Genomic DNA, 23191 nt, shown 5'->3' on the forward strand with positions numbered 1-23191 from the left:
AATGTTCTAACTGATAGCTGTAAGGAACAGCTCTTTAAAAAAAGAGGATCTGGGCTTTTGCCACCGCTTTTTTCATGTCAATGCCCTTTTGCAGGGACCCTTTAAAAATATCCCCTTCCGAGCGCATTCGCGCTATGGAGTTCTCAATGGTGAAATCTTTCATGGCCAGCCCTTTTCCTGACCTCCTCCCAATGCAGGGGCGTGGAGACCGTGGCACCGGGTTTGGGACGCAGCGAATAAGGGCAGGCGATTGTGGCCCCGGGACGGTTCTGAAGGAAGTCCAAGTACATCTTCCCGCCGCGGTTTTTGATCTGGCGCTCAAGGCTTGTGAAATCAGACAGCTGCTCGTGTATGATCGATACGATGAGCTTTCCGAACATCTGGGACTGGTTATAGCTGTATTTAGCGCCAAGGGGAATGTAGATATGGATGCCGGTGGAGCCGGAGGTCTTCACGTATCCTGTGATATCCAGCGCGTCAAGGATGTTTTTTACCTCGCAGGCCGCCTTGATAACCTGCTCAAAAGTGTTCTGGTCCGGGTCAAGGTCAATCACGCAGTAATCCGGGTTATCGGGATGCTGGACGCGGCTGAACCATGGGTTCATCTCAATGCAGCCAAGGGATGCCATATACAGAAGGGTTTTCTCATCTCCACCTACAAGGAATTCTTTGTGTTCCCCATCACTAGTCGTGTAGGGGAAAGTCTGCGCCCACTCAGGCGCTTTTCCCCTTACGTCTTTCTGGTAGAAACTCTTGCCGTTGATGCCCCCTGGAAAACGGTTCAGCGATAAGGGGCGGTCTTTCAGGTACGGCAGGATGAATTCCGCCGCCTTGTAGTAATAATTGAACATGTCGCGTTTGGTATACCCGCTTTCCGGCCAGTATACTTTGCTCAGGTGCGAAAAGGTCAGGTTCTGCCCCTTGATTTTTTTGGTCTGGGTCTCTTCAGTCGGGTTTAACAGTGTCTTAGGACCGCCTGCTTTTGGGGCGGTAAGGGGTGAGGTACTGGATGCCTTCGTTTCGGCATCATTGTCCTTTAAAACTGCGCTGGATGCTGCCTCTTTCTCCAGGGTGACGTCTGAGGCTTTCTTATCGCTTCGCATCCCTTCAAAGGAAGGGTGGCGGAAAACCCCGTCCTGGGTGATCTCGGCATAGCTGACCTCACAGACAAGCTCGGGTCTGAGCCAGACCGCCTGGGCATGCGGGGGATTGGGGCGGAAGCGTGAGGGTTTGTTGATATCGGGCTCTGATGCAAATGGGATGGTCTTGGTGACAAGGGGCGCGAACTGCTCCATCATCTCACGCTGCATCTTATCGGTAAAGCCCGTGCCTACCTTGCCTGCGTACTGGAGCTCTCGGTCCTGGTAAAAACCCAGAAGCAGTGAGCTGAACAGCTTGGAGGAGTCGTCGTTTCGGGTATAGCCTGCAATAACCACTTCCTGACGCTTCTTGGTTTTTATCTTCAGCCACTGTCTGTTTCTGCTGTCAGGGATGTAAAGGGAATCCTTTCTTTTGGCCATGATCCCTTCAAGGCCCATTCTGGAAGCCGTTTCAAAAAAGTCTATTCCCCCTTCAAAGCTCTGGCTCAGGCGTATGGGGTCATCGTTTTTTGGCAGTATCCTCTTCAGGATCATCTGACGGTCTTCCAGGGGCAGTTCCATTAGGTTTACACCGCTGTACCACAGGATGTCAAATACATAGTACACCAGATGGCCGTCCGATTCGCTGCGCCAGTTCTGAAGGGCGCTGAAATCCGCCTTTCCGTCATCTTTCAAAACCAGTACCTCCCCGTCGAGCACCGCATCATTCTTCCACCCCTGCAGGGCTTCTGTAATAGGATAGTATTTTTCTGTGAAAGATTTGTTGTTCCTTGAGGCAAGAGATACATTCCCTTTATGGATATAGGCCAGGGAGCGGTAGCCGTCCCATTTTACCTCAAAGCCCCACTGCGGGTCGTCAAAGGGCGCATCAACCAGCACCGCCAGCATGGGTTTGATCCGTTCGGGGATTCTGCCTGGCGTACCTGCTTTTAGGAGCGCATCGATGTGCTGGTTCTCATTATCTTTTTTCTTTGCCATTGCTGCTGTTTTTAAATGCAGCAGTGCCCCTGCTTAAAGCGCTGCTGCGGTTCTGTTAAATATTCCGGCTGGTTTAGAGCATGGAAAAAATCCCCGATGCATACAAGGGATGCCGGGGATTGGGTTCTTTTATTTACCTGCCGCTATTTTGAGCGCAGCACCTGCGCCACGGCATCCGCTGAACTGCCGGCCTGGTCCACCGCTCTTTGGAGCTCTTCTCTGCTCACATTGAATTTCTCTGTCCAGTAGGCAACCTCGTGGTCTTCGTTCATATTGATGCGGGAGCGGTCCTGAGCCCCTTTGTTTTTTAGATCGTCGCTCATGATAATTGATTTTGAATTCCTAATTTTTTTTATCGGGTCAAGTGTTGGTTTTTCTGCCTGAACCGGCATTTGACGGGTTATCACTGCCGTTTTTTTCATTGCGGTCTGGGTCAGTGCCGGCCTCGTCTGTCTCATCGATCTCGCCCCAGTCGCCGGTGTTTTCGTGCTTGGTCTTCTCAATATACTGCGCGCTAAGCATCTGGTGGTACGGGCACTTCTGGAGTACCTTGTGGTTGAAGTTATGTGTGTTTTCCATGGTTTTTGTTTTTAATAATTAGTATGCCTAAAATTAGCAGGTTATCAGGATTTAAGCTTACAGAAAAACGGCCGCGGGTTATTTAATTTTCATCTGGGCGGTGGGTGGATTCCTTGGATTTTAAGAGCTATTTCCCGCTATACGTTTCAATGTATGCGCTGGAAACCCCTTTCGCATAGGATTTCAACTTCACACGAGCGCAGCAAACTGGCGAAGCAGTCGGGGCTGGGGCTAGATGAGAGTCTGTATTGTTTTGCAGAACTGCCACTGGAAGCCAAAAGAGTCAAATAAAAAGACGCCTGGTCATGTTAAGCCTCTGGACTGTCCAGCTTGCGCAGGACGAGAAAAAACGTGTTCCTACTATATAGACAATAGGCCGCGGCATAATCTTCTCATTTTCTATGCGGCAGAATTATTAGATATTTTGGCATGTTTCAAATGTATTTTTGTTCCAATTATAGCAAAATTCTGTGAACATTTTTTTGATCGGGCCCGGGCTTACATATTGAAAAATTGACACCAGTAGCACATTGTTAAAAATGCAGAAAGATTATTTTTTAATATGTTTTTTCCTAATTATGATTTATCTTTGCCTTCCTTGATCCGGCTGTGGAATTTATTGCGCAGTCTTAATTTATCGGAGCGGTAAATTAGAAATACCATTTGCTGTTGCAGATTCTTTTCCGTTTAATTAAATTTTTTTGATTATGGCTGCTGATAACTATAATATACAGAGATATGTTTATTTAGCCGATGATGATAGTGATGACAGGGATTTCTTTGCCGATGCCATGGCAGAAGCTGATCCGGGTGTAATTCTCAAGGGTTTCCCCGACGGGATGTATTTAATGGAGGACCTGCTTGCGCTTGACATGGCAGCTCTTCCTGATTTTGTTTTTCTTGATATAAACATGCCGCGAAAGTCTGGTTTTGAATGCCTGGAAGAAATAAGAAAGCATGAAAAGCTAAAGGGTCTTACAGTGGTGATCCATTCAACGAGCAGCCATCCTGAAAATATCGCGCGTGCAATGGCGGAAGGGGCTTCATTTTACGCGGTCAAGCCCAGTTCTTTTGAGAAACTAAAATCAGTACTTGAGGAAATTCTTGCTGCGGATCTTGCCGGCGCTGTTAAGGAAAATAAAAAATTTCTTTTACTTTAGACAAGCACCGCTGCTTAACGTTTTTCCTTAGCCATTATTTTGGGGTAACAGCGTTTTTATTTTTAGATCTAAGATGTGCTCTGCCTACTGGTTTACTGCCAGGGCCGAAGATCAAAATTTGATCTCTCAAAGCCATTTTTTTCTTTTGAACCAGAAAAAGATAACAAAGCAGATCACCAGCATGATCAAAAGGGTCAGGGGATAGCCGAGAGGCGAGCGGAGTTCGGGCATGTATTTGAAGTTCATTCCGTATACTCCGACAATAAAAGTAAGGGGCATGAAAAATACCGAGAAGATCGTCAGCAGTTTCATAACATCATTTGTTTTCTGGGCAGAAAGCGAAAGGTAGATATTAAGAAGGTTATGGGCATCATCCAGCACCTGGTCATAAAGCAGCACCAGCTTGGTGTGAAGATCCCTTGCATCACGGAGCGCTGGACGCTCTTCTCCCAGGGCATGTATGGAACTCACCACTTCATTGCTCAGCAGCAGCAGTTTTTTATACAGGCCGGCCTTATTTTTGAGATAATAAATCCCTTCAATCATGTCTGGGGCAATATTTTTGCTCAGAAAAAGTTTTGATTCGTAATAATCTATTGCATTTGAAAGATCAATCGCAGGCCCCTCAAAAGTACGCAGTGCATCGGTAACGATCTGGATGGCAACACCAGCGGCAGTTTTTATTTTACCGCTGTCCACATAATTCCCGCGTACTTCCTCAATTAAAGGCAGGGAAGACCGGTGCAGGGTAATGATAAAAGTATCAGTGAAAAAGACGGCGATTTTACTGCTGAGGGACTGTATGGACGGCATTTTCTGTTTCTCATCGTGCAGCAGCCTTATGATCAGAAAGTGTGTGTCGTTATGCTCCTCATATTTGGGCAGGTGGTCTGGGTCCAGTGAATCCAAAAGGGTATAGGAATTCAGATTATATTCGCTGCTGACACTGTGCACTTCCTCCTGGCTCGGGTCGGCAAGGTCAATCCAGGTAATATCGGTATTTTCAATCCGGCATGTTTTAAGAGCCATGGGCTGGAATTTAAAGTTAAAGCTATTTCTTTTATACTGATGCAGTTAGCCGATGGGTTAACAGCTGCTGTTATTGAAAAAAGCGTTGTCATTGACTATTTTTTATTTTAGATCAAAATCTGGATGTATTAAATATACCCCGGCCGATTAGCCGCTGCGGACCTGTCCTTTTTGCATCACCGCCCAGTTCATTGTTTTTAATCTGCTCGCAGCTTTGCTGCCCAGCCTCAAACTCATTGCCGGCCATTTTCTGGTCCGGTTAAATGGTTTAGAATTAAATGCTCTCCCGACTGTCAATATCTGTCTTCAAGCCTTCAGACGGGGGCATTATTTTTCAGGTCCTTTTCAATGTGCTGCGGATATGTCTTTTGATCCGCTGTCTGATTTATTGTCCAGCTTTCTGAATCGTACGGGCTGCTGATTTGTTATCTGCTCTTCTCGCCCGAATTGGGAGTTGTGCAGTCTGTTTTAGATCCATGATTATTGTTTTTTAAATTGTCATAAAATTATAAATTAAGCATGCTGCTTTATTACAGAATAACCAGCTTGATTTTACAGGATTATGAGCATATAACAGCGCGAAAGGTTTCTGATCTGCCGGCCAAGATGGTCTGGTTACGCTGTATCCGAAAGCGTTCGGCGCCTATGAGCCATGGTAGGCGCCTGATTAGGAGTGATGACATGTAATTTTTTATGTTATGCAAAGCTGGATAGTAAACGAAAGAGGGATTAAAAACAATAAATCCAAAGTTCTCGCTTTGCGTTTATAAATTGTATACATTATTTTAAGCAGTTCTTTTTGGGCTGACGGTCTATTTTTTTAAATTTTTATTCTTTAGAAATCCATTAGGAAGTGATGATTTGGGCAGTAAGACAAGTATTAAAAGAACCCCGATCAGGCAGATGATATTAATAGCTATCCCGTATAAAAATGCACTGTAATAAGATCCGAAATTATCACCGCCTTTAACAATATGATAGAATACAGCACCTGTGAGGGCAATTCCAAAAGCTCCAAAAAGCTGTTGTACTGTAGTATAAAGCCCTGATGCGCTGCCGGCCAGGTTTCCAGTTAACCCGCTGATGGCGATACCGGCAAGGGAGGGTAAAACCAGCGCAACACCGCAGCCATGCAGTACCATTATCGTTAATCGTATAAATGATAATCCGCTATGGTTAAAAGTGAATAATTGTAATATTAAAGCCCCAATAATCATTATGACACCAATAATTAAAACCGCCCTGCCATATCGCAGAAGCAATTTAGCGGTAAACAGTGAGGCTGAGAGAAAACCCAGTCCCTGAGCTGCTACAAAATATCCGGCCTGCAGGGGCGGCAGCAGTAATGCTTTTTGTAAGAATAAAGTAAGTATGAAAAAATAGGAGTCAAGCATCAGCATAAAAAGGGCCACGGCGGCCAGTGCCATATTAAAATTTTTATATTTGAAGAGCGCAGTATTTAGTAAAGCTGTTTTGCTTTTCCTGTTTTTATGCCTTTGATTTATGACAAATGCTGTAAGTATGATCAATGAAAACAGTAGTGAAACCAGACAATAGGCCGCGCCCAGGTCTCGCCCAATGGTTACCGAAAAGATCAGGCATACAAGGCCCGAGCAGAGAAGGCCCGCACCGGTATAATCCATCCCCCGAGAAGAGGTGTCCTTTGACTCTGGCAGGTACGCGCTGCCCATTACTATTGCTGCTATGCAGATGGGAACATTCACCATAAAAATATACTGCCAGGACTGCTGCACAACGACTGGTTCGAGCCCGACCAGGTATCCCCCGAGAAACTGTCCAAGCGTAGTTCCCAATCCGATAGTAATTCCATAGAGGCCTATGGCGTAAGTCCTATCGGTATGATGTGTAAAAAGAACCTGGATAAAGGACAATACCTGCGGTGACATTAAAGCGGCACTTATTCCTTGTAAAAACCGCATCAGCATTAAAATTCCTGGTTTTGCTGCAAAACAGCAGCCAATGGAACTAAGCATAAAAAGAAATATCCCCAGTAAGAATACTTTTTTTCTTCCGTAATGATCCCCGGCTTTTCCTGCAATAATCAGGAAGGATGCAAGTCCTATCATGTATATGGAAACAATCAGCTGTATTTCACTGTCTGCAGCACGAATGCCGCGCTGTATGGATGGGATCGCGACATTGATAATGAAAATGTCAACAATTGTAAGTAAATGTGCCGATAAAAGGACAGCCAGTGCTGTCCATTTTTTTGTATATAATGTCATAATATATAGAAAGGTCTATCTATTTTTAATTAAAAAAATTAAATTAGTTGCGGTATAATCTCTTTCAGGGCCTGCAGGTCTTTGGTGTTGCCCTGTATGGCCGCTGATACAACAGCACCTTCCAGAAGTAGAAAAATGGTACTTGCTAAGGCAGCAGTTTGATAAGGTCCTTTACCGGTCTGCTCTATAATCGTAAATAGATAGGCTCTCTGTTTTTCCTTATGAAGGGCGGCCAGTTCATTTACACGCCCATTTTTTCTTCCCAGCTCTGCGTTTATTTTTATAAAATGACAGCCTGAAAAATTGGAATCTTCCTGCAGAGCGATACGGTAATCAATTACTTTTAATATTTTTTCTTTTGGATCTTTCATGTCTTTTAAATACAGATCAAGATTGGAGAAGAAGACTCTCTCCTGCATCTCCAGGTAACAGTACAATAAATCGTTTTTAGATTTATAATGTTTGTATAAGGAGCCTATTGCAATATTGGCATCGGCAATAATCTGGTTGATTCCTGTGTTATTGAAACCCTGATTGTAAAACAAGACCGAAGCCGTGTCTAAGATTCGCTGTTGTACACTGTTTTTTTTCATCTTCATTTTTTTTCAAAAGTAAGATAAAAATAGATAGAACTATCTATTTTTTTTTACTGCGGCTGGACGATACAGCTGGCTTAGTAGCGGGCTGACAGGAGAAGTGTAGGGATTGAGATCTTTTTACAGGCTTTCGTCTATGTTTTTTTTGGAGCTTCTTCCCGCTATCCGCTGCACCCGAGCGAAAACGAACTGGCGAAGCAATCTTCTGCTCCTCCCGAAGCCTCAGGACCGGCGCCGAAGGATTTTCGCTTTTATCGGGGCTAAAATATTGGAAGAAAGTTTTGCGGCATAGAAGCAGACTATGGCAGGGAAATATAATTTTCGCCGCACCAGGCCTGCAGGTTAGACTGTGCCTTCGAAGACGCCGCACGCTGGATTGTGGCAGGCTCTGCAGATTTGCATCATTTGCAGCAATTTTCTGAAAAATTAGCCCTATATTTGCATTTCACCAGCCGCACGCGGACATATTTCTATCGTTTATCTATTACAGAGGATTGTATTATTTTTTTAATATAACTTTTGCAGATTCATTTGCCCTGCCTTGAACTGCCCTAAATTTGAAAACGATGTCTCAGCTCCAGAATTTCCATAAGTTTATTTTCCATGCCGATGACGACGAGGATGACAGGCTGCTCTTTCTCGATGCAGTGGATGAGCTTGATCTGCACATTAGAGTTGGGCAGGCCGCCGACGGAGGGCAGCTTCTGCAGTGCCTTTCGGGGAGCGGGGCGCAGATGCCTGAGCTGCTGTTTTTAGATATCAACATGCCTGGAAAAAACGGGTTTGAATGCCTAAGGGAGATAAAAGGCGCAGAGGGGCCTTTTGGCGGGCTTAAGGTAATTATGCTCTCCACAAGCAGGAATCCTGAAAACATTGAGCTTTCTTACGCGCTGGGGGCTGATCTCTATGCCGTGAAGCCCGCCACGTTTCAGGAGCTTAAAAAGCTGCTTAGGGCTGTTTTTATGATCGACTGGAGCGCATTTACAAGAGATAAGAAAGGTTTCATTCTTACCTGAAAAGGCTGGGATCCTTACACAAGACAGCCCCCGCAGCTCAGATGCGGGCTGTTTAATTTAAGCCTAAAGTAAAGGTTCTCCTAGTATTTTTCATGCCGTTTAATTTAGCGGGAATAAAGTTAGCCGCCAGTCAGAAATTTTTAGGCTATATATCTTCATTTTTTACTACATCCGATAGATACTGCCTAAGCTTTTAGTCGCAAAAAAGGTATCAACTCCAGTTTCAGATTTTCAACAATCTGCTACTTAAAATATTGAATCTTTCGCTCCATTGTAGCTGTTACTTCATTTTTATTCCCTTCTAAATACATCTTACACTTAATCCAGTTTTTATGATTATCGTATTCATATTCATAATATCTGTTTGCTGGCTGATTTATTTCATCTTCATTAATAAAATTGACTTCCACTAAATCGTTATTTTCATTATAGTTGAAAACCAGATCATCACTTGGGTAGGGATAAGTTTGTTGACCTGTAATATGTATTTTTTGAACATAAGTATTGCTAGAGTCATAAGTATAAATTGCAGTAAGGGATGTTCCTAAATAGTTACTCCAAGTTATCTTGGCGATTTTGCTTTTGTCGTCGTAGTGACATTTAAATTTAGTGTCACAAGCATAATGAAATTTATTGTCTGAATTAGTGTCGCGATACGGGCTTGTGTTTTTTGAATCAAAATTACATTCTGTTAGGTTTCCTTTCGAATCGTATTTAAATGTCTTTACTAACAGTAGTTCGTTTTCAGAAGGTGATTTAAATACTTTTTGTTCAGGTTCAGCTTTATAATAAATCTTTTCTTCAATAATTTTATTTCCTTCAGTTTTATATTGATATTGAAACTGCCTTAGATCTCTATATCGATCTTGATATTGATTTAATACTATATTTGCGCTGTCTAGTTTGGCTATTTTATAATCTTGGTCAATTTTAAATCTATTTTCAATAGCAAAATTTATCTGGATTTGTAAATCCAAATCAATGGATAATGGTTTTGAAATGCTTAGGTAAGGCAGCAAATCTTTCTTTAAAATATAGTCTTTCTCATCATATTCATATTTATATAATTTTCCCACCGGACGATCTTCATAACCTTTGGTTCTAAGAGTAATTGCTTTTTGTATAGGAAGTCCCTCTTTATTAAATTCGTAAGAATCATCATTAGCAATATCATTTTCAAATAAAACACGGTATTTTACTAGTGGTGTAATGTTTTGTTTGTAAAAGGAATAAAATGTATTTACGGTCTTAACAGGACCGTTTAAATTTAATGATCTGTTTACTTTTAATTTGTTTTCCTGAGCAGTGCAAAGGCTACAGTATATCAATGCAAAAACAGCAAAAACTTTTTTAACATCCAATTTAATTCCCATAATATGAAATTTTTCTTTTTATACTTTTAATCACCTCGTCCTGCATGGAATTGTATCTAAGTTTACATTTTATCCAGTTGTTATGACTATCATACTCATATTCATAAAAGACTTTTTCTTGTTTTTGTAAATTATCATTTATATATTCACACGCTATGATATCCGCATTTTTGTTATAATAAAATTTAGCTTTTTTATATTTATTACCAAAACCAGCCTCGTAAAATATTTCAACCTCAGTAACGTAATTTTCGGTAGGATGATATTTGTATTTCAGTTCTATACGTGGCTCTTGAACTTCCTGAGATTCTGCAGCATACATTTCAGTTACTTTAATTAAGCGATTTTTAACATCATATTCATACATCCATTTTTCATGCGCCCCATCTTTCTCCGTAGTATAATTATTTTCCTTGTATGGTCCTTCATAAAATAAACGCTGCTGTACCAAATTGCCTTTTAGATCATAAATGTATTTTTTGGTTTGGTATAGCTTAGTTTCAATTATCTTATTAGAATCATCTTTGTCTACAAAATATTCTTTTTCAGCAGTTATTTTACCGTTTTTGTCGAAATTATATTTATACGCAAAATCCGAGTCTGAATATTTAAAACAGTTAAACCTCTTAAATGTAATTTTATTCACATTTTGCATATTTAAATTAACCATTCCCGTCCAATCGGGTACTCGATACTCCTTTTTATCCAATTCATATTTGAAATTATTTTGGAAGTTTTTTTGGTCATATACTAATGAATCGTGAAAATGTTTTGATATCAAACCATATTTATTAAATTCATATGATTCGTATGAGTTTTGGCGTAATATTACTATATCTGTGATATCATCTATTTCATATGCTGTGAGATCTTCTTTGTAAAAGGTACGGCCATAAGCGACTGATTTGACCGAATCATTTAAATTTAAACGATACAGATCTTTATTAATTCCATTTTGATTATTGGTTTTAAGCTGTGAAAAGCAGTTTAGCGAGAGGGAAAGAAATAGTAGCAGGGTTTTTATTTTATGCATTTTAAGTAATATTTATATTCGATCTGGCTAGTTAACTTATTGATGTATTTGGACTTTAAAATAATATTAGACATTTATATGGACCGCCATACAAATCAACCTTTTTGGGTAGCTGAAGCCTTAGATAATTGTGCCAAATATTCTTGAATATTAGAGACTACAGTATTGCAATTTTTAATAGCCGATAAATAATATAGGATTCCAACCATACTGCTTGTGGCATCAACGGTAGTTTCTAATTTTTTTAAAGTATCTGTTTCGTTGCCAACAGCCGTTATTTTTGTATAGGTTTCAACTATAGACGGTTGTGTTCTTCTCAATTCCAATATTGCGCTATCAAGCTTAGTACCCATAACATGAAATGCCAATCCCATTTTAGTGTAAGCCTTTTTAACTTCTTCAATATTATTTGCTTTAGCAGCAGTGTCAAATTCGGTTGCTTTCTTTTGCAACGATTGAGAAAGCAATTCAGATTTTTTGACAAAAGCAGAGCCATGAGCTATCAAAGCTTCATATTTTTCCTTTGGATACACTTCGTTAAATGACGGTTCACTATTTACTTTAGTTTCCGATCCCAGATTTTCGGTAGTACTATTTTTGTTTTTTTGAAGTTCAACTGAAATATCATTGAATACTTCAAGCAAATTTTTATCTGTGGAAGTGCTGCTAATATTGCTTTCAGTTAAAGTAATACTATTTGGATTAACGTAATAATCGTCTATTATGGTTTGACAGACTTTTTCAATTGATGCTAATATCTCTAGTTTGGATTTAGTGCTCGGTGTGGTTTTGTTTTTTTTTAATGTTCCATTTTGGGCATAATTCACAGTAATACAAAGGAATAGTATGTAGGTGAGTTCTTTTTTACCAACCAGTTTTAATCTCATAAGTATTTTAGTTATCGATAGATTTTTTGGGTTTTCAATTCTATAAATATATACATTATTACACTAGTGTCCACTAAAAAAGAAAATAAGTGGATCTGCTAACAGAAAGTGGAGACAAAGTTAAGGATGCATTTTTGGGTTCTGTCGCATTTGTGAATAGGTTTTATCTTTGGAATTTTAAAACTAAAAAAAAGTGAATACAAAAGGTCATAGTTATCCAAAAATTATTATTCTTCAGGCAGTGTATTTTAAATTGAGATTTACCCTTAGTTACCGGGATGTTGAAGAGATCATGAAAATGCGAGGAGTTCATGTTGATCATGCTACCATTCAGCGCTGGGTTTATAAGTTTACACCTTTGCTTGAGTCGGAGATGAAGAAGAGAAAGGTTAGAGTGGGGACAAGCTGGAGATTGGATGAGACTTATATCAAAGTAAAAGGTATTTGGTGTTATTTATATCGAGCAGTAGATAAATTAGGCAATACGGTAGACTTTCTTTTGACTAGGAAAAGGAAGATAATGAGCGCGCAGTCATTTCTAATTAAAGCAATAAGTAATAACTACAGGCCAAGAGTAATAAACATTGATAAAAGCGGTTCTAATATTGCCGCTATCAAAGTCTATAACAAGCGTTTGTTCTCAAAGATTAACACCCGACAATGTAAATATCTCAACAATATTGTAGAACAAGATCATCGTTTTATCAAGTGGCGCATACAAAACGGATTAGGTTTTAAAAGTTTTGAATCGGCCAGACGAACATTGAGCGGAATTGAAGTTGTGCATATGCTGAGGAAGAATCAGATGGTTAGACCAGGGATAACTATGTTTAAATCATTCTGTAAATTGGCGGCCTAAATTTTAAATTACTTAAATCCTTATATTTGATTTTGACAGATGCGACAGAACCTTACAAAATGTTCTTGGACATTTTATTATTTGTAAAAGACACTCTTAGACTTTTTTTAAAAGAGGTATAAACTGGTAAATAGGCTGTATTTGCACCCTAAATTTAAACAGTCGAAAACAGCTATAAAATTTGCATTAGCTTTTGTGGCAGAGAAGGGGTCAAATTTGATGAGATAAATGAAAAAAATGCGCCAATTGATTTCAATTGACGCATTTTGTCTTAAGCTAACAAGAAGTATTAGCTGTTTTTCTCTTTTATTATTTTAGGGTTAAGGTATTCATATTAGTAATCTGGCCATTGACAACCACTACATTTGGAACAACCAAAGCTGACAATTGCGAGCTAGCATCTGGCGTAATGGTTACAGAATAAGTTCCTGCTGGGATACCATTTAGCTGAAACGCTCCTGATTCATCTGCATAAGCTGAAACAGTTGTGTCCCCAACCTGAACCGATACTAAAGACTGTAAATTGAAAGGTGTTACCATGCCCTTGATAATTCCAGATGTAGCAGTTGTAGATATTCTGATTACAGGATGCAGATTGAAACTGCCAGAACCACCTGCTTCTACCACAACGGAGTGCTCTACATCAAAATCCAGTAAAAAATCATACGTTGCGCCAGCTGTCAAAGTTTGATTTACTTTTAATTTTAAGCCTGATTGCTGCGCGCTTGGCGTCACTAAAGGATAAGTTACACCGTCTTTAACAACAGTATTTTTATCTCCAAGAATTAAGCGTATCTGGCCCAGATATCCAGATGGAACTTCATTATCCGCCAAAAGCACATTTACACCGCCGGTTAAGTCCAATAAATTATATACTCCTGGTTTAATATTTCCTATACTAACCCAGCCATCTTCGCCAGCTTCAGAATTGCTTTTAATTTTAACGTCCAATACTTCAACGTTTACCTGATCGTAATCGCCCGGTGCATCTGTCATTCGCACGCTTACTTTTGAAGTTTGTGAACTATCACTGCCATCGCTGTTGCTGCAGCTTGCCAGCAATAGCGCAGATAATGAAGCTAAAAGAAAAATTCTAAATTTGAGGTTTGCTGTTTTCATAACTATTTTATTTATTAATTAGTTAAGTAATAACGCAGCGCAGAATTTATTTAGTATATTAATTATGCCTTTTTATCATGCCTTAATGGAATCTTAAGAAAAAAGGATTATTTGCAGAAGGATTTGAATGTCAAAGTATATTTAACAGCTGGGCACTGCAATTAGAATTGCAAAGGAGGCAGCTCGCTGATGTTTGGAAGTTAATTATATAAGATTGTAGATTTCTATTGCTTTGAAATCGAATAAAATTGTTAAAAAGAAATTTTTTTTGGTTTTTACTTTTTTACTTTTTTCGGTTAGTTAACTTACGATTAGAAATCCAGCGTCAGGATTAAAGCTTATGAGTCCTTTTGCCAGCAGATCATGGTACATTTGAAATTTACCCCTCTAGCTTGGAAAGAAGCAGCGGCGGCGGTTACGTTGTATATGGGAATTGAAGTTTTTTAGAGCTTTAGTTTTGTCTTTTGATATCTTATTATAAAAAAGGCTATATTTGTTTGATAACCTTCTTAAAAGTATTTTTATGCAAAGCCGAATAAATAAAATATTTGGGAGCGTCCTGTTTGCAATTGCTGTTTTAATGATTAGCAGCTGCAGTGCGCATATCCATACATCAGGCAAGGTACCTCCAGGGCAGGCAAAAAAAATGACGGGCGATAAAAGCGCTAAAGCCTATGCTCCAGGACAGCAGAAAAAGAATTAGAAGCAACCATTACTTATAGAAGGCAGATGGATTGCAAGAAGATAGTTTGGGCCTTCATCTCCGAAGTTGCAATTCCCAGCAGAGACCTATAAAAGGCCTGCACAATAAGGAATGGAGCAGACTAAAATTATGGGTTGAATTAAAGTTTGGAGCCTGGTATTTTGTTTGATTTGCTGCTTTACATCAAGGCTTGCTTTTAACTGTATTTGTAAGTTAGCGGCTTAATTTAAAAAGAAATTTTTTAGCAGTGTAGGGTTAAATATTAGAAAAATAAGCAGTTTAACTAAGATGCTGCTTCGCACGAGCTAGTTTTTTGCCTCTGATTATCTGCAGCTACAGATAAGATAAAATATAGCCTAAAAGAGCGGCGAGGATAACCACCATAGCACTGTTTAATTTTTTAAGCTTAAAAATGGCAATGCAGCTGATCGCCGCAATTACAATAGTACGCCAATCAGTAATCGCCTCTCTGGCCATGGATAGGCATACGGATGCAATAAGTGCTATAGAAGCTACATTAGCAGCATCCATAAATGCGGCAAGTCCTTTTGAAGTGCGCAATTTTTTCATCATTTGATTAAGCAGGACTACAAAAATAAATGACGGCAGAAAAATTGCAACTGTTGAAATTACTGCTCCTGAAAGGCCATTAATCTGATAGCCGATAAAAGTTACCGATGAAAATACTGGACCCGGCGTAAACTGGCCAACTGCAATGGCATCTATAAGCTGCTGTCTTGTGAGTAAGCCTTCTGCAACGAGTTCTGTATCTAAGAAGGCAAACAGAACATATCCGCTCCCGTAAAGAATAGCTCCTATTTTTAGAAAAGTTAAAAAGAGTTTGGAATTTACTGCCGACCAAAAAAAAGTTTCAGGAACAGCCATTAAAGCAAAAGGAGCAAAGCTTGTCAGATCTCCTACTCTCATTTTTTGAATATAAAAAACAGCGAATGCAAGCAGACCTGATCCAAACAGCAGATAAATCTCATTAATTCCTAATATTGATGCAGTCAGGACAGTTATCGCGATGAAATCTAAAAATAAAGATTTTAAAGATTTTAAGGCTAAGGGATAAACCGCCCCAATAATTATGGCTATGATCGCCGGTTTGATTCCGTAAATGAAAGGCTGCACTTGCGGGAGCTGTCCATAACTACGGTATAACCAAGCAAAAAATCCAGTAATAAAAACTGCAGGCATGATAAAACAGAAGCCTGCAATAAGCAGTCCTCTCCAGCCTCCCTTAATATAACCAATATGGATTGCCATCTCTGTGCTATTGGGACCGGGAATAAGGCTGGTTGCTCCAATCAGATCCAGAAAATGCTGCTCGGTCATCCATCTGTGTTTTATGACCACTTCCTGATGCATCATCGCAATATGTGCTGCAGGACCTCCAAAGCCAATAGTGCCCAGCTTTATGAACACTTGAAAAATTTCTTTTAGATTTGCTTTCTGCTCCATTTTTCCGTTAAGATTTTGTCGGCAGACCATCTCCCGGCGCCTTTAATAAGCAGAAAACCATTTCCAAGAAGCATTGCCCAATCGGTTCGGCTTTCGTGCATCATTTCCCAAAAGCCTTTATTAATAAGTATTTTGTATTTGGTAGCGGCGATTGCTATAAGCATTATAGTTATAAGAGGAATGCTTGCTAATCTTGTAGCGAGTCCGATCAGAATAAGGATTCCGCAGAGTATTTCAAAGCCTCCCACAAGGTTTCCCAAAAATTCAGGTGCAGGCAAACCTATTTTTTCAAAACGTCCTGCGCCAAGAAGCGCAGGAAATAAAAATTTTTGAATGCCTTCTGAAAGAAATACCGTACCGACCATCAGACGGATCAGCAGTGTAGTTTTGGATTCGTCTGTCCGGATTATTTTTTCAAATTTCATAATTAATGATCTTTATTTTCGCATATTGAAGTTTCAGCTTATAAAGCTAAAAAATATATTCTTCTTTTATTCAAAGAACCATTAGATTTACCATGAGTATTTATAATTGCCTGCGCAGTTATGTTGGATATCATTCCTGTTCCAATAATTCCGATGCTTATTTTTTCTTTAGTCATAATAAGTGAGTTATAAAATACAAAATTCTAGAATTACTGCTGAAACGCGAATGATGCAGGCCACTAAATAAAAGTGATATAGATCACTTACAAACTGCTGCTGAACATGGTTAGATGTTTATAGGACTTGGAATATTTATTTTTGCCGGCTAAAAAGCGGCAGATGCATGAGAAAGCTTATTTTTTATTCTGCCCAGGCTTTTTTTTGATAACAAAGGAAATATAAGCAATTTAAAAATTAATTTCCAGCAATTAATAAAAAGCCCGTTCCATATGACGTAGACTTCTGGTATATGAATTACATAAGCAAAAACGAAATTTTATCTGGCTGGTTTGCATATTGGATAAGAATTTCAATATTTTTACTTACATATTTTAGCGCTAAACAGTATAAAATATACCGATCGCAAAATTATCCGTAAGCTTAAAAAGATAAAAACAATTCATATTTAAAATTAAATATGTTAAAAGAATTCTCTTACCAACAATCTGGCAATTTAAATTTTACAAAACAAACATTCGAATATTTGAAAAACTAATGCTGATAGTAATCATTCGAACTTACGTTTTTAAGTATTTGTTTAACAGTGTTGTAGTGTGTTTCTTGAAACTAGACGCACCGATTCTGCACCTAAATTCAAATGTTATTTTAATATTTTACCACCCAAAAATGTTTTCTAATATACTGGAGCCTACACCAGGCAGATTTGATTTTATTAACTTTTTAATTTTCTAAAAAAAGTGTTAAGCAAGATTTTGTGCTTAAATTCTCCTTAGCTTTTTTTGGCAAAAAACAGAGGCAGCTCCACCTTCGCAGGCGTAGGCAAGAAGTGATAACCTGCTTATGCGATTTAGCTGTTTTTCTTCTAAAAAGTAAGCTAGGAAAACCTTTTTGATACTATCACCATTAAGTAAATTTAATTTCCAAACGTATCTACAGACAAGCCCGCCTGCAGTTGAGCATACGGGCTTCTGAGGTTATTTTTCTTAAATTAAATGTGATAAATAATAATGTGCCTTTAAGGTATTTAAAAAAAATGGTATTCAAATTCATTAAGAACACTGTTCCAAGTAATTTCATGGATATCCCATGCACCTCTGTCTGCGGCGGCTTCCAGTTTTTGGGCAATTATTATCTTCTCGCCGTCGGTTCGCATGTTGATCATTCCATAAACCGTTACCAGACGTTCTTTGGTAATGGGAGCAGCTGTGTTAGTGTTTTGTGTCTTTTTTAAGAACTCGGGTGTAGATCGGGCCAGTTCGGTCGAGAAAATGAGTGATCGAAGCCCTCTGCTGTATTTTCCAATGGTTCCAAGAGTATCCGGGCGGGGATGGCAATGCGGTTCCTCATCTCCGCTTGAAATAACGGTGGCAATAGGATTCAAGGCGTCCATAAATTCACTGGTAAAATCAGAAGAGCCGTGGTGGCAGGATTTGGCAATATCGGTTTGAAAGACTGTCCTTGCCTGCAGTACTGCAGCACGGATAGCATTTTCAGCATTTTGTCTCTGCGCAGGATCAGGTAATTTTAATCCTTTTCGAAGTACTGGCAGATCGGCTCCGGTGTAGTGTTTCATAAGATGATCTTCTGCGGGTTCGTTGAGATCCCCTCCAAGCAGCATTTTCACTTTTCCTACGGTAAGTTTTAATATAACGGAATGCCCGTTTTTAGTTTTTCCCTTATTGCTGTCAAATACCGGCAGTGCAGCTTTACCGAATATGTCTTGTGTTACCGGTCCTAAAATTTCCATTTTGGTGCTGTCGGTATCCAGATCGGGAAGACCTGCCCAGATACCGATTTTTTCCGCTGTGGTTTTCTGCAGCATTTTGATATACTGCCCATGTTTGAGGGGCTGGGAGGTTATCCTGGCCTGATAATCGGCCTCTGACTGGCATAAATCGGTGATATAAGATTTGTTATGGCTGGTAATCAGTGTGCCGAGGGTGGAAGGATGGGTGCCGCTTTTTTCAACCATACCATTGTGGTACACTTTTTTAATATTAAAAGTTTTACGGCCTTCTTTTGTATGTTCAAATATTTTTGTGAAACCGGCATAATGGTCTTCGTCAGAATGCGAAATTACAACGTCCATCGGAGGCGGGAAATTGCCTGCTTTATTGAGATTAAACCTCCATCTTAAATAACGGAACATATTGTCGGATACGCCTGCATCAATGATGTAATGTTTGTTTTCGGGAGTCACTACATGGCAGCCGTCTCCTTGGCCTACATCCACAAAATTAAGTTCAAGTATCCTGTTTGGCTGTATTTCATGCGGTTCTATCAGTCCGCTGCAGTTTCTGCCCCTGACATTGACGTACTGGATATTATTGTGGACTTCGTAAACCGGCTGTCCGTCCGCTCCCAGATTAAGTCCGATCCAATCCCCGAAAATCAGGTGTTTGACCCATTTTAGTTTTTTGGTGCCATCATCGTCTGTGACAAAATTCATGATTTTCACGGATGGAAAAATGGCAAATCCATGCTTGTTGTCGATAATTTTCTGATCCATTGTTGTTGGGTGTTAGTTAGAATTATTGATTGCTTATGAATTGCTCTTATGTTATCTTTAGATGCTGGTAAGTACTTGATTAATATCATTTATCATTTTATCAGCCTGCGGGGTTTCTATGTGCATCATGCTTTTGCGATCGATTCCCCTTTCAATTAATTCCCTGAAAATTGTTTTTTTGACCATGGCCGGAACCCTGACTCTTACCATCATATCTTTCCAGAATTCCTTTTGGTTCATAGGTATATGCAGGTCTGCATCAGATGAGGCGAAGAGCCTTCCGTGCTGGCGAAAGAGACGGAATTGGTAGGTGTGCTGGTCAATGTCGGTAATATAGGTCGGGATGTTGCAGACAAAACCTTTTTTCAGTGCAAAAGGATCGAACTGGGGATAAACCTGTTTGTCATAATCGGAAGATCCGTTATAGATGAATTCGGAAGGCACCATAATACCCCAGAGCTGTCCATCCACAGCATCAAAGTGGGGATCAGGTTCGGACATAAAAAAAGAGGAAGAAACACTTGATGTCGATAGGTCTATCAGGTTTGTTTTCACAGCGGCATGCTGCGCCTGAAACAAGAGATCCCAAATTTCGCCATAAGGTTTTATGCTGTGTTTAAAGAGTTGGTTTTCACCGTAATTTTCAATTACTTTTTCTTTAAATAGATCTGCGCCTTTTTTCTCAATTTCCCTAGCTTTTTTCAAATCCATTATTCCCGAAAAAGGAGGCCTGAATATACCAGGAAGAATATCCCAGCCATAATTTTGCTCCCCCCTGTAATGGGGCATTACGTCCATTCCCATTTTAAACCTGATATTTCCTCTGACCTCGATTAATGTATCATGAAATCGGCTGATATCATTGAGGTTTTTGATTTCAAAAGCTTCTAAAGGTTTTAGGTAAGTTTCCTGAATATGGGCGGATGCCTGATGATAAGTCATAGAGTGTTCCTGTATTTTGGCATTAATTTAAAATTTCCACTTTTTTAATGTTTTGATTAGATACGCAGCTTGTATTGTTTGAAAATTAGATTATTAGGTTTAGGATTACAGCCGAATAAACAATGGAGTAAATTTATCTAAATTGATTCTTATAATGATGAGTATAATTACCTGATTATCAGATTTTAAATCAGGTGTTGTGCTAAGGTAAACCTCTTAGTGTCAAAAAGAATTATATCTTGCAGTGTCTGGGCGAAAAAAAAACCGGCAGTAATGCCGGTTTATTGTAGAGGTGCTGTTTTCATCCTTTTTTTCATCCTTTCCTTAATCAGATATAGGTTTTGACTCAGCAGATTTACAATTTTTTCATGATGTTTAGAGCGCTTGTTTTTCATGCCCCTGCATTGCAGTATTTCCATACGGCTGAGTGATATTTCGATTGTTCCGACAGACTGTTCTGCAATTTTTGCCGATAGGATAAGGGAATCTTTTCTGTCATAGTACTCATTGGTAAAAACACAATGCCCTAAATTATCGCCCTCCATCATAAAATCCTTTACGTTTTCGATTACGGAAATAGTAAGTTCTTTTTCCTTAAAAAGCAGTCCGAAAAAACGCTTTTTATCGCTTGCGTATTTTTTCTGCGCCTTTTCGATTTCAAGGCGCAGGTCTTGGAGCTTTTTCTTTCTTAGCAAATCCCTTTTTTTCTTTACGAGATGGTCGTGTGCTTCTCCCAAGTTTTCAGGACATACATACTTACCACAGAAAGGGTCTTTATTGAAATACCGAAGAAGTTCAAGATAATCCTCCCAAATGGACACATCGGATATTTTATAGCCGTTTCTGATGACGGTTTTGACTGCCTGCCAGTTTCGGCGGATGTGCTGCCTAGAAGCGCCGAGATAATACTGCAAGAGGTTCAGCTGACGGGCTTTGAGCAGGGTTTCGGCGATGGGGTCGGAGAGTAGCGATGAGAAGAGCAGGTGCGGTGCAATATCGTAGACCGAACTTTTAAAGCCATTCCTTTTTAAAATAGGAAGCACTTTAATCTGCGGATAGACTTTGTAAGGATTGATAAAGTATTTGGCATTACGGCTGAAATCCTTTGGCTTTATTTCAAGGGGGGGATTAAACTGCCACGCATCGCAGGTCTGTGAAAACACATTGGTACTCAGTGCGAGTGTGCGCACTTCGCCTTTGGGATTAATCCAATGCTGCATGACTTCCTTATGAAAATAGGTAGGTATGAAATTCTTTTTCATGAGTTTTTGGCTGATTATCATGCGCACGACCTGAAACCCTGCACAGCTGTCAATCACGGCAAGGTATTGGGTTTCTTTGAAGTGCACCTGATTGCAGGGCATCATTTTAAGCTTTCCTGCGCAGGCAGGACATGTTGTAAACTTGGCGCAGGTCTTTTCGCAGGAGGGTTTCCAAACGTGCGTGCACTGCAGGCAGTAGAATTTGGAGCGTGAGAGCACGCCCCATTTTAAGAAAATATGCTGTTCTGCCCAAGTGAATACTTCGGGTTTTATAGGAGATAATGAAGCGCTTAAGGAAGTGAGCTGTTTTTCGGTGCGGGTTTTGGGTATCATAGGTCAAAGAGTGTCAGTGCGGTCTGCGCCGCAGGTTTTACATCTTTCTTTACTGGGGATAGTGGTTCTGTTTTAGCTGGCACAGCGGGGATTTCAGGCTGAGAGAAAAGATCGGCGGGGGCAGGGGACTGCACGACAGCCCTGCAGGCAATCGGGGCAGGCGTGCCGATTGCATCATCGGTGTAGTATTTTACCGCCATGTCAAAGATTTCCTGATTATCAAAGGCGCAAAGACCCGTTTTTTTGACTTCCCCGAAAATATAGTTCAGGCAGCTTTCCAGATTTTTAGCAGTTTTTTCAAAATGGGGCGCAAAGCCCATATCGCTTTGCGCCTTATCATTTAGATAGTTTTCGATTGCATTTTTAAAATTTTCAGAAGCTTTCATAAGAGTATATTTAAGATTGAAAATTGTTACTCAAAGAGCCTGGAATAAAGGTCATAGCAGTATTCTTCGAAGCAGAGCCAGCATACAAAAGTGTAATGCGGTGCGCTGAACCTGTTTTCGATAGGTTCGCCAATAGCTTCTTCAAGCTGGGTTCTCATATTTTCAAGGTCATCGATATGGTCGATATAAAATTCTTTGCAGTCCGTGTGGTAGATAAATTCTGAAACCATCCCGCTCACGCACCCGCCTGTCTGCAGGTCAAGAAAAAAGGCTTTTAACTGCGCTCTGCGTTTGCCGTTGTAAGAGGTAATACTGCGCAGGATTATTTGGTTAAAAGCACCGCTGACACGGTACCCGCTGTAATTGGATTTTTGTAAGGCTTTCATAACTATTGTATTTAGGCGTGTATAAAAATTAAAGAAGTGAAGTACTAGAAAGGCAGGTCGTCGGGTTCATCCGATGCGTTCTGCTGTTTGAGGGCGGGGGCAGGCTTACTATTTTTCACCTGAGGGAATACCAGTATCTTGATATCCGAGGTATGAAAGGTCAAAGAGCCGTGCGCCTGAGCATCACTGCCGATATAGACATTCAGACCGATGCGCCCGAAGAGCTGCACGAGTGTGCCTTTTTTGAGCCACTGCGCCACACCTGCACTGAGCCAGTAGGAGCAGTCGATGTAGGTTACAATCTTTTTGGTTTCGGTGCTTCCTTTGGGTTTGTAGCTGTCATTGACTGCTATGGAGAAGTTTACCACCTCACGGTTTTCTTTTACGTTAACTACTGAGGCATCTTTTACAATTCGTCCTGTGATTTCCATGATGTTTAATTTTTAGTGGATACTTGATTAGAGTTTTCTTCCCCCGTATTGCGCTAATCAAAATTTTTCAAAAGAAAAAACGGGAAAAAAGAAAGCAGAAGACCAGTGTCCGATACCGGGCCGGAGTGCTATAAGTCCCGAAGGGCGGCGTTAGCCGTTATGCGCATGCAGGTGCGGGCGGGCACTACTTTGGCT

General features: G+C 40.1%; 24 protein-coding genes. 4 read left to right on the top strand and 20 right to left on the bottom strand.

Going from position 1 to position 23191, the window contains the following annotated elements; translation table 11 throughout:
- Positions 1-34: 34 nt before the first annotated feature.
- From QE431_RS09715 to QE431_RS09730, 4 genes are all read right to left on the bottom strand, one after another.
- A complete protein-coding gene (locus QE431_RS09715) occupies positions 35-163 on the bottom strand; it encodes a hypothetical protein (RefSeq protein ID WP_307295299.1) in 129 nt (42 codons plus the stop codon).
- Positions 144-2078, bottom strand: a complete 1935-nt coding sequence (gene ligD, locus QE431_RS09720) for a DNA ligase D (protein WP_307295301.1) — start codon at positions 2076-2078, stop codon at positions 144-146. The genes QE431_RS09715 and ligD overlap by 20 nt, the downstream gene beginning before the upstream one ends.
- A 143-nt stretch (positions 2079-2221) precedes the next feature.
- The gene (locus QE431_RS09725; RefSeq protein WP_307295303.1) at positions 2222-2401 is read right to left on the bottom strand and encodes a DUF3606 domain-containing protein; all 180 of its coding nucleotides are present in this window, start codon (positions 2399-2401) and stop codon (positions 2222-2224) included.
- A gap of 37 nt (positions 2402-2438) precedes the next feature.
- On the bottom strand, positions 2439-2657 hold the full coding sequence (locus QE431_RS09730; protein WP_307295305.1) for a hypothetical protein: 219 nt from the start codon (positions 2655-2657) through the stop codon (positions 2439-2441).
- 707 nt (positions 2658-3364) lie between these two features.
- Between QE431_RS09730 and QE431_RS09735 the strand changes: the two genes are divergently transcribed.
- A complete protein-coding gene (locus tag QE431_RS09735; RefSeq protein WP_307295307.1) occupies positions 3365-3817 on the top strand; it encodes a response regulator in 453 nt (150 codons plus the stop codon).
- A gap of 126 nt (positions 3818-3943) precedes the next feature.
- On the opposite strand, the gene QE431_RS09740 is transcribed toward QE431_RS09735, so the two are convergent.
- The 3 genes from QE431_RS09740 to QE431_RS09750 all read right to left on the bottom strand — a co-directional run bounded on the left by QE431_RS09740 (position 3944) and on the right by QE431_RS09750 (position 7685).
- Positions 3944-4846 carry a CorA family divalent cation transporter gene (locus QE431_RS09740; RefSeq protein WP_307295309.1) on the bottom strand — a complete coding sequence of 301 codons (903 nt, stop codon included), beginning with the start codon at positions 4844-4846 and terminating at the stop codon, positions 3944-3946.
- Positions 4847-5658: 812 nt separating this feature from the next.
- The gene (locus QE431_RS09745; RefSeq protein WP_307295311.1) at positions 5659-7092 is read right to left on the bottom strand and encodes an MFS transporter; all 1434 of its coding nucleotides are present in this window, start codon (positions 7090-7092) and stop codon (positions 5659-5661) included.
- A 38-nt stretch (positions 7093-7130) separates the two neighbouring features.
- Positions 7131-7685: a TetR/AcrR family transcriptional regulator gene (locus QE431_RS09750; RefSeq protein ID WP_307295313.1), complete on the bottom strand. Its 555-nt coding sequence runs from the start codon at positions 7683-7685 to the stop codon at positions 7131-7133.
- A gap of 569 nt (positions 7686-8254) precedes the next feature.
- Here QE431_RS09750 and QE431_RS09755 point away from each other — a divergent pair.
- The gene (locus tag QE431_RS09755; protein WP_307295314.1) at positions 8255-8704 is read left to right on the top strand and encodes a response regulator; all 450 of its coding nucleotides are present in this window, start codon (positions 8255-8257) and stop codon (positions 8702-8704) included.
- A gap of 242 nt (positions 8705-8946) precedes the next feature.
- Here QE431_RS09755 and QE431_RS09760 read toward each other — a convergent pair whose 3' ends face one another.
- The 3 genes from QE431_RS09760 to QE431_RS09770 form a co-directional block, all read right to left on the bottom strand.
- Positions 8947-10077: a hypothetical protein gene (locus QE431_RS09760; protein ID WP_307295315.1), complete on the bottom strand. Its 1131-nt coding sequence runs from the start codon at positions 10075-10077 to the stop codon at positions 8947-8949.
- On the bottom strand, positions 10067-11110 hold the full coding sequence (locus QE431_RS09765; RefSeq protein WP_307295317.1) for a hypothetical protein: 1044 nt from the start codon (positions 11108-11110) through the stop codon (positions 10067-10069). The genes QE431_RS09760 and QE431_RS09765 overlap by 11 nt, the downstream gene beginning before the upstream one ends.
- Positions 11111-11205: 95 nt before the next feature.
- Positions 11206-11997, bottom strand: a complete 792-nt coding sequence (locus QE431_RS09770; RefSeq protein ID WP_307295318.1) for a hypothetical protein — start codon at positions 11995-11997, stop codon at positions 11206-11208.
- Positions 11998-12190: 193 nt separating this feature from the next.
- On the opposite strand from QE431_RS09770, the gene QE431_RS09775 reads away from it, so the two are divergent.
- Entirely contained in the window at positions 12191-12856 is a 666-nt protein-coding gene (locus QE431_RS09775) for an IS6 family transposase (protein ID WP_307295320.1), read from the top strand.
- Positions 12857-13165: 309 nt separating this feature from the next.
- Here QE431_RS09775 and QE431_RS09780 read toward each other — a convergent pair whose 3' ends face one another.
- A complete protein-coding gene (locus QE431_RS09780) occupies positions 13166-13975 on the bottom strand; it encodes a DUF4382 domain-containing protein (protein ID WP_307295322.1) in 810 nt (269 codons plus the stop codon).
- Positions 13976-14498: 523 nt separating this feature from the next.
- Here QE431_RS09780 and QE431_RS09785 point away from each other — a divergent pair.
- Positions 14499-14678, top strand: coding sequence for a hypothetical protein (locus QE431_RS09785; protein WP_307295324.1), 180 nt, complete (start codon positions 14499-14501; stop codon positions 14676-14678).
- Positions 14679-15011: 333 nt separating this feature from the next.
- Here QE431_RS09785 and chrA read toward each other — a convergent pair whose 3' ends face one another.
- From chrA to QE431_RS09830, 9 genes are all read right to left on the bottom strand, one after another.
- Complete coding sequence (gene chrA, locus QE431_RS09790) at positions 15012-16142, bottom strand: chromate efflux transporter (protein ID WP_307295326.1); 1131 nt, start codon at positions 16140-16142, stop codon at positions 15012-15014.
- Positions 16121-16567: a DoxX family protein gene (locus QE431_RS09795; protein WP_307295328.1), complete on the bottom strand. Its 447-nt coding sequence runs from the start codon at positions 16565-16567 to the stop codon at positions 16121-16123. Before QE431_RS09795 ends, chrA begins: the two co-directional genes overlap by 22 nt.
- A gap of 38 nt (positions 16568-16605) precedes the next feature.
- A complete protein-coding gene (locus QE431_RS09800) occupies positions 16606-16743 on the bottom strand; it encodes a hypothetical protein (protein ID WP_307295330.1) in 138 nt (45 codons plus the stop codon).
- A gap of 1028 nt (positions 16744-17771) precedes the next feature.
- The gene (locus QE431_RS09805; RefSeq protein ID WP_307295332.1) at positions 17772-19256 is read right to left on the bottom strand and encodes a ComEC/Rec2 family competence protein; all 1485 of its coding nucleotides are present in this window, start codon (positions 19254-19256) and stop codon (positions 17772-17774) included.
- A 57-nt stretch (positions 19257-19313) separates the two neighbouring features.
- Entirely contained in the window at positions 19314-20198 is an 885-nt protein-coding gene (locus tag QE431_RS09810) for an FRG domain-containing protein (protein ID WP_307295333.1), read from the bottom strand.
- Positions 20199-20479: 281 nt separating this feature from the next.
- The gene (locus QE431_RS09815; protein ID WP_307295335.1) at positions 20480-21793 is read right to left on the bottom strand and encodes a PcfJ domain-containing protein; all 1314 of its coding nucleotides are present in this window, start codon (positions 21791-21793) and stop codon (positions 20480-20482) included.
- Positions 21790-22179 (bottom strand): Cas9 inhibitor AcrIIA9 family protein, encoded by a 390-nt coding sequence (locus tag QE431_RS09820; protein WP_307295336.1) that lies wholly within the window; start codon positions 22177-22179, stop codon positions 21790-21792. The genes QE431_RS09815 and QE431_RS09820 overlap by 4 nt, the downstream gene beginning before the upstream one ends.
- Before the next feature lie 26 nt (positions 22180-22205).
- Positions 22206-22565: a hypothetical protein gene (locus QE431_RS09825; RefSeq protein ID WP_307295339.1), complete on the bottom strand. Its 360-nt coding sequence runs from the start codon at positions 22563-22565 to the stop codon at positions 22206-22208.
- Positions 22566-22609: 44 nt separating this feature from the next.
- Positions 22610-22996 (bottom strand): single-stranded DNA-binding protein, encoded by a 387-nt coding sequence (locus QE431_RS09830; RefSeq protein ID WP_307295340.1) that lies wholly within the window; start codon positions 22994-22996, stop codon positions 22610-22612.
- Positions 22997-23191: the final 195 nt, after the last annotated feature.

Origin of the sequence: Flavobacterium sp. SORGH_AS_0622, assembly GCF_030818825.1 — a bacterium.
GTDB lineage: Bacteria > Bacteroidota > Bacteroidia > Flavobacteriales > Flavobacteriaceae > Flavobacterium.

Bases quoted from the DNA above. Each gene is read 5' to 3' on its own strand.
- QE431_RS09730 (WP_307295305.1), bottom strand. From the start codon at position 2,657: ATGGAAAACACACATAACTTCAACCACAAGGTACTCCAGAAGTGCCCG.
- QE431_RS09715 (WP_307295299.1), bottom strand. From the start codon at position 163: ATGAAAGATTTCACCATTGAGAACTCCATAGCGCGAATGCGCTCGGAA.
- ligD (WP_307295301.1), bottom strand. From the start codon at position 2,078: ATGGCAAAGAAAAAAGATAATGAGAACCAGCACATCGATGCGCTCCTA.
- QE431_RS09795 (WP_307295328.1), bottom strand. From the start codon at position 16,567: ATGAAATTTGAAAAAATAATCCGGACAGACGAATCCAAAACTACACTG.
- chrA (WP_307295326.1), bottom strand. From the start codon at position 16,142: ATGGAGCAGAAAGCAAATCTAAAAGAAATTTTTCAAGTGTTCATAAAG.
- QE431_RS09805 (WP_307295332.1), bottom strand. From the start codon at position 19,256: ATGGATCAGAAAATTATCGACAACAAGCATGGATTTGCCATTTTTCCA.
- QE431_RS09785 (WP_307295324.1), top strand. From the start codon at position 14,499: ATGCAAAGCCGAATAAATAAAATATTTGGGAGCGTCCTGTTTGCAATT.
- QE431_RS09740 (WP_307295309.1), bottom strand. From the start codon at position 4,846: ATGGCTCTTAAAACATGCCGGATTGAAAATACCGATATTACCTGGATT.
- QE431_RS09770 (WP_307295318.1), bottom strand. From the start codon at position 11,997: ATGAGATTAAAACTGGTTGGTAAAAAAGAACTCACCTACATACTATTC.
- QE431_RS09725 (WP_307295303.1), bottom strand. From the start codon at position 2,401: ATGAGCGACGATCTAAAAAACAAAGGGGCTCAGGACCGCTCCCGCATC.
- QE431_RS09745 (WP_307295311.1), bottom strand. From the start codon at position 7,092: ATGACATTATATACAAAAAAATGGACAGCACTGGCTGTCCTTTTATCG.
- QE431_RS09820 (WP_307295336.1), bottom strand. From the start codon at position 22,179: ATGAAAGCTTCTGAAAATTTTAAAAATGCAATCGAAAACTATCTAAAT.
- QE431_RS09735 (WP_307295307.1), top strand. From the start codon at position 3,365: ATGGCTGCTGATAACTATAATATACAGAGATATGTTTATTTAGCCGAT.
- QE431_RS09825 (WP_307295339.1), bottom strand. From the start codon at position 22,565: ATGAAAGCCTTACAAAAATCCAATTACAGCGGGTACCGTGTCAGCGGT.
- QE431_RS09765 (WP_307295317.1), bottom strand. From the start codon at position 11,110: ATGCATAAAATAAAAACCCTGCTACTATTTCTTTCCCTCTCGCTAAAC.
- QE431_RS09815 (WP_307295335.1), bottom strand. From the start codon at position 21,793: ATGATACCCAAAACCCGCACCGAAAAACAGCTCACTTCCTTAAGCGCT.
- QE431_RS09810 (WP_307295333.1), bottom strand. From the start codon at position 20,198: ATGACTTATCATCAGGCATCCGCCCATATTCAGGAAACTTACCTAAAA.
- QE431_RS09780 (WP_307295322.1), bottom strand. From the start codon at position 13,975: ATGAAAACAGCAAACCTCAAATTTAGAATTTTTCTTTTAGCTTCATTA.
- QE431_RS09760 (WP_307295315.1), bottom strand. From the start codon at position 10,077: ATGGGAATTAAATTGGATGTTAAAAAAGTTTTTGCTGTTTTTGCATTG.
- QE431_RS09800 (WP_307295330.1), bottom strand. From the start codon at position 16,743: ATGACTAAAGAAAAAATAAGCATCGGAATTATTGGAACAGGAATGATA.
- QE431_RS09755 (WP_307295314.1), top strand. From the start codon at position 8,255: ATGTCTCAGCTCCAGAATTTCCATAAGTTTATTTTCCATGCCGATGAC.
- QE431_RS09830 (WP_307295340.1), bottom strand. From the start codon at position 22,996: ATGGAAATCACAGGACGAATTGTAAAAGATGCCTCAGTAGTTAACGTA.
- QE431_RS09750 (WP_307295313.1), bottom strand. From the start codon at position 7,685: ATGAAAAAAAACAGTGTACAACAGCGAATCTTAGACACGGCTTCGGTC.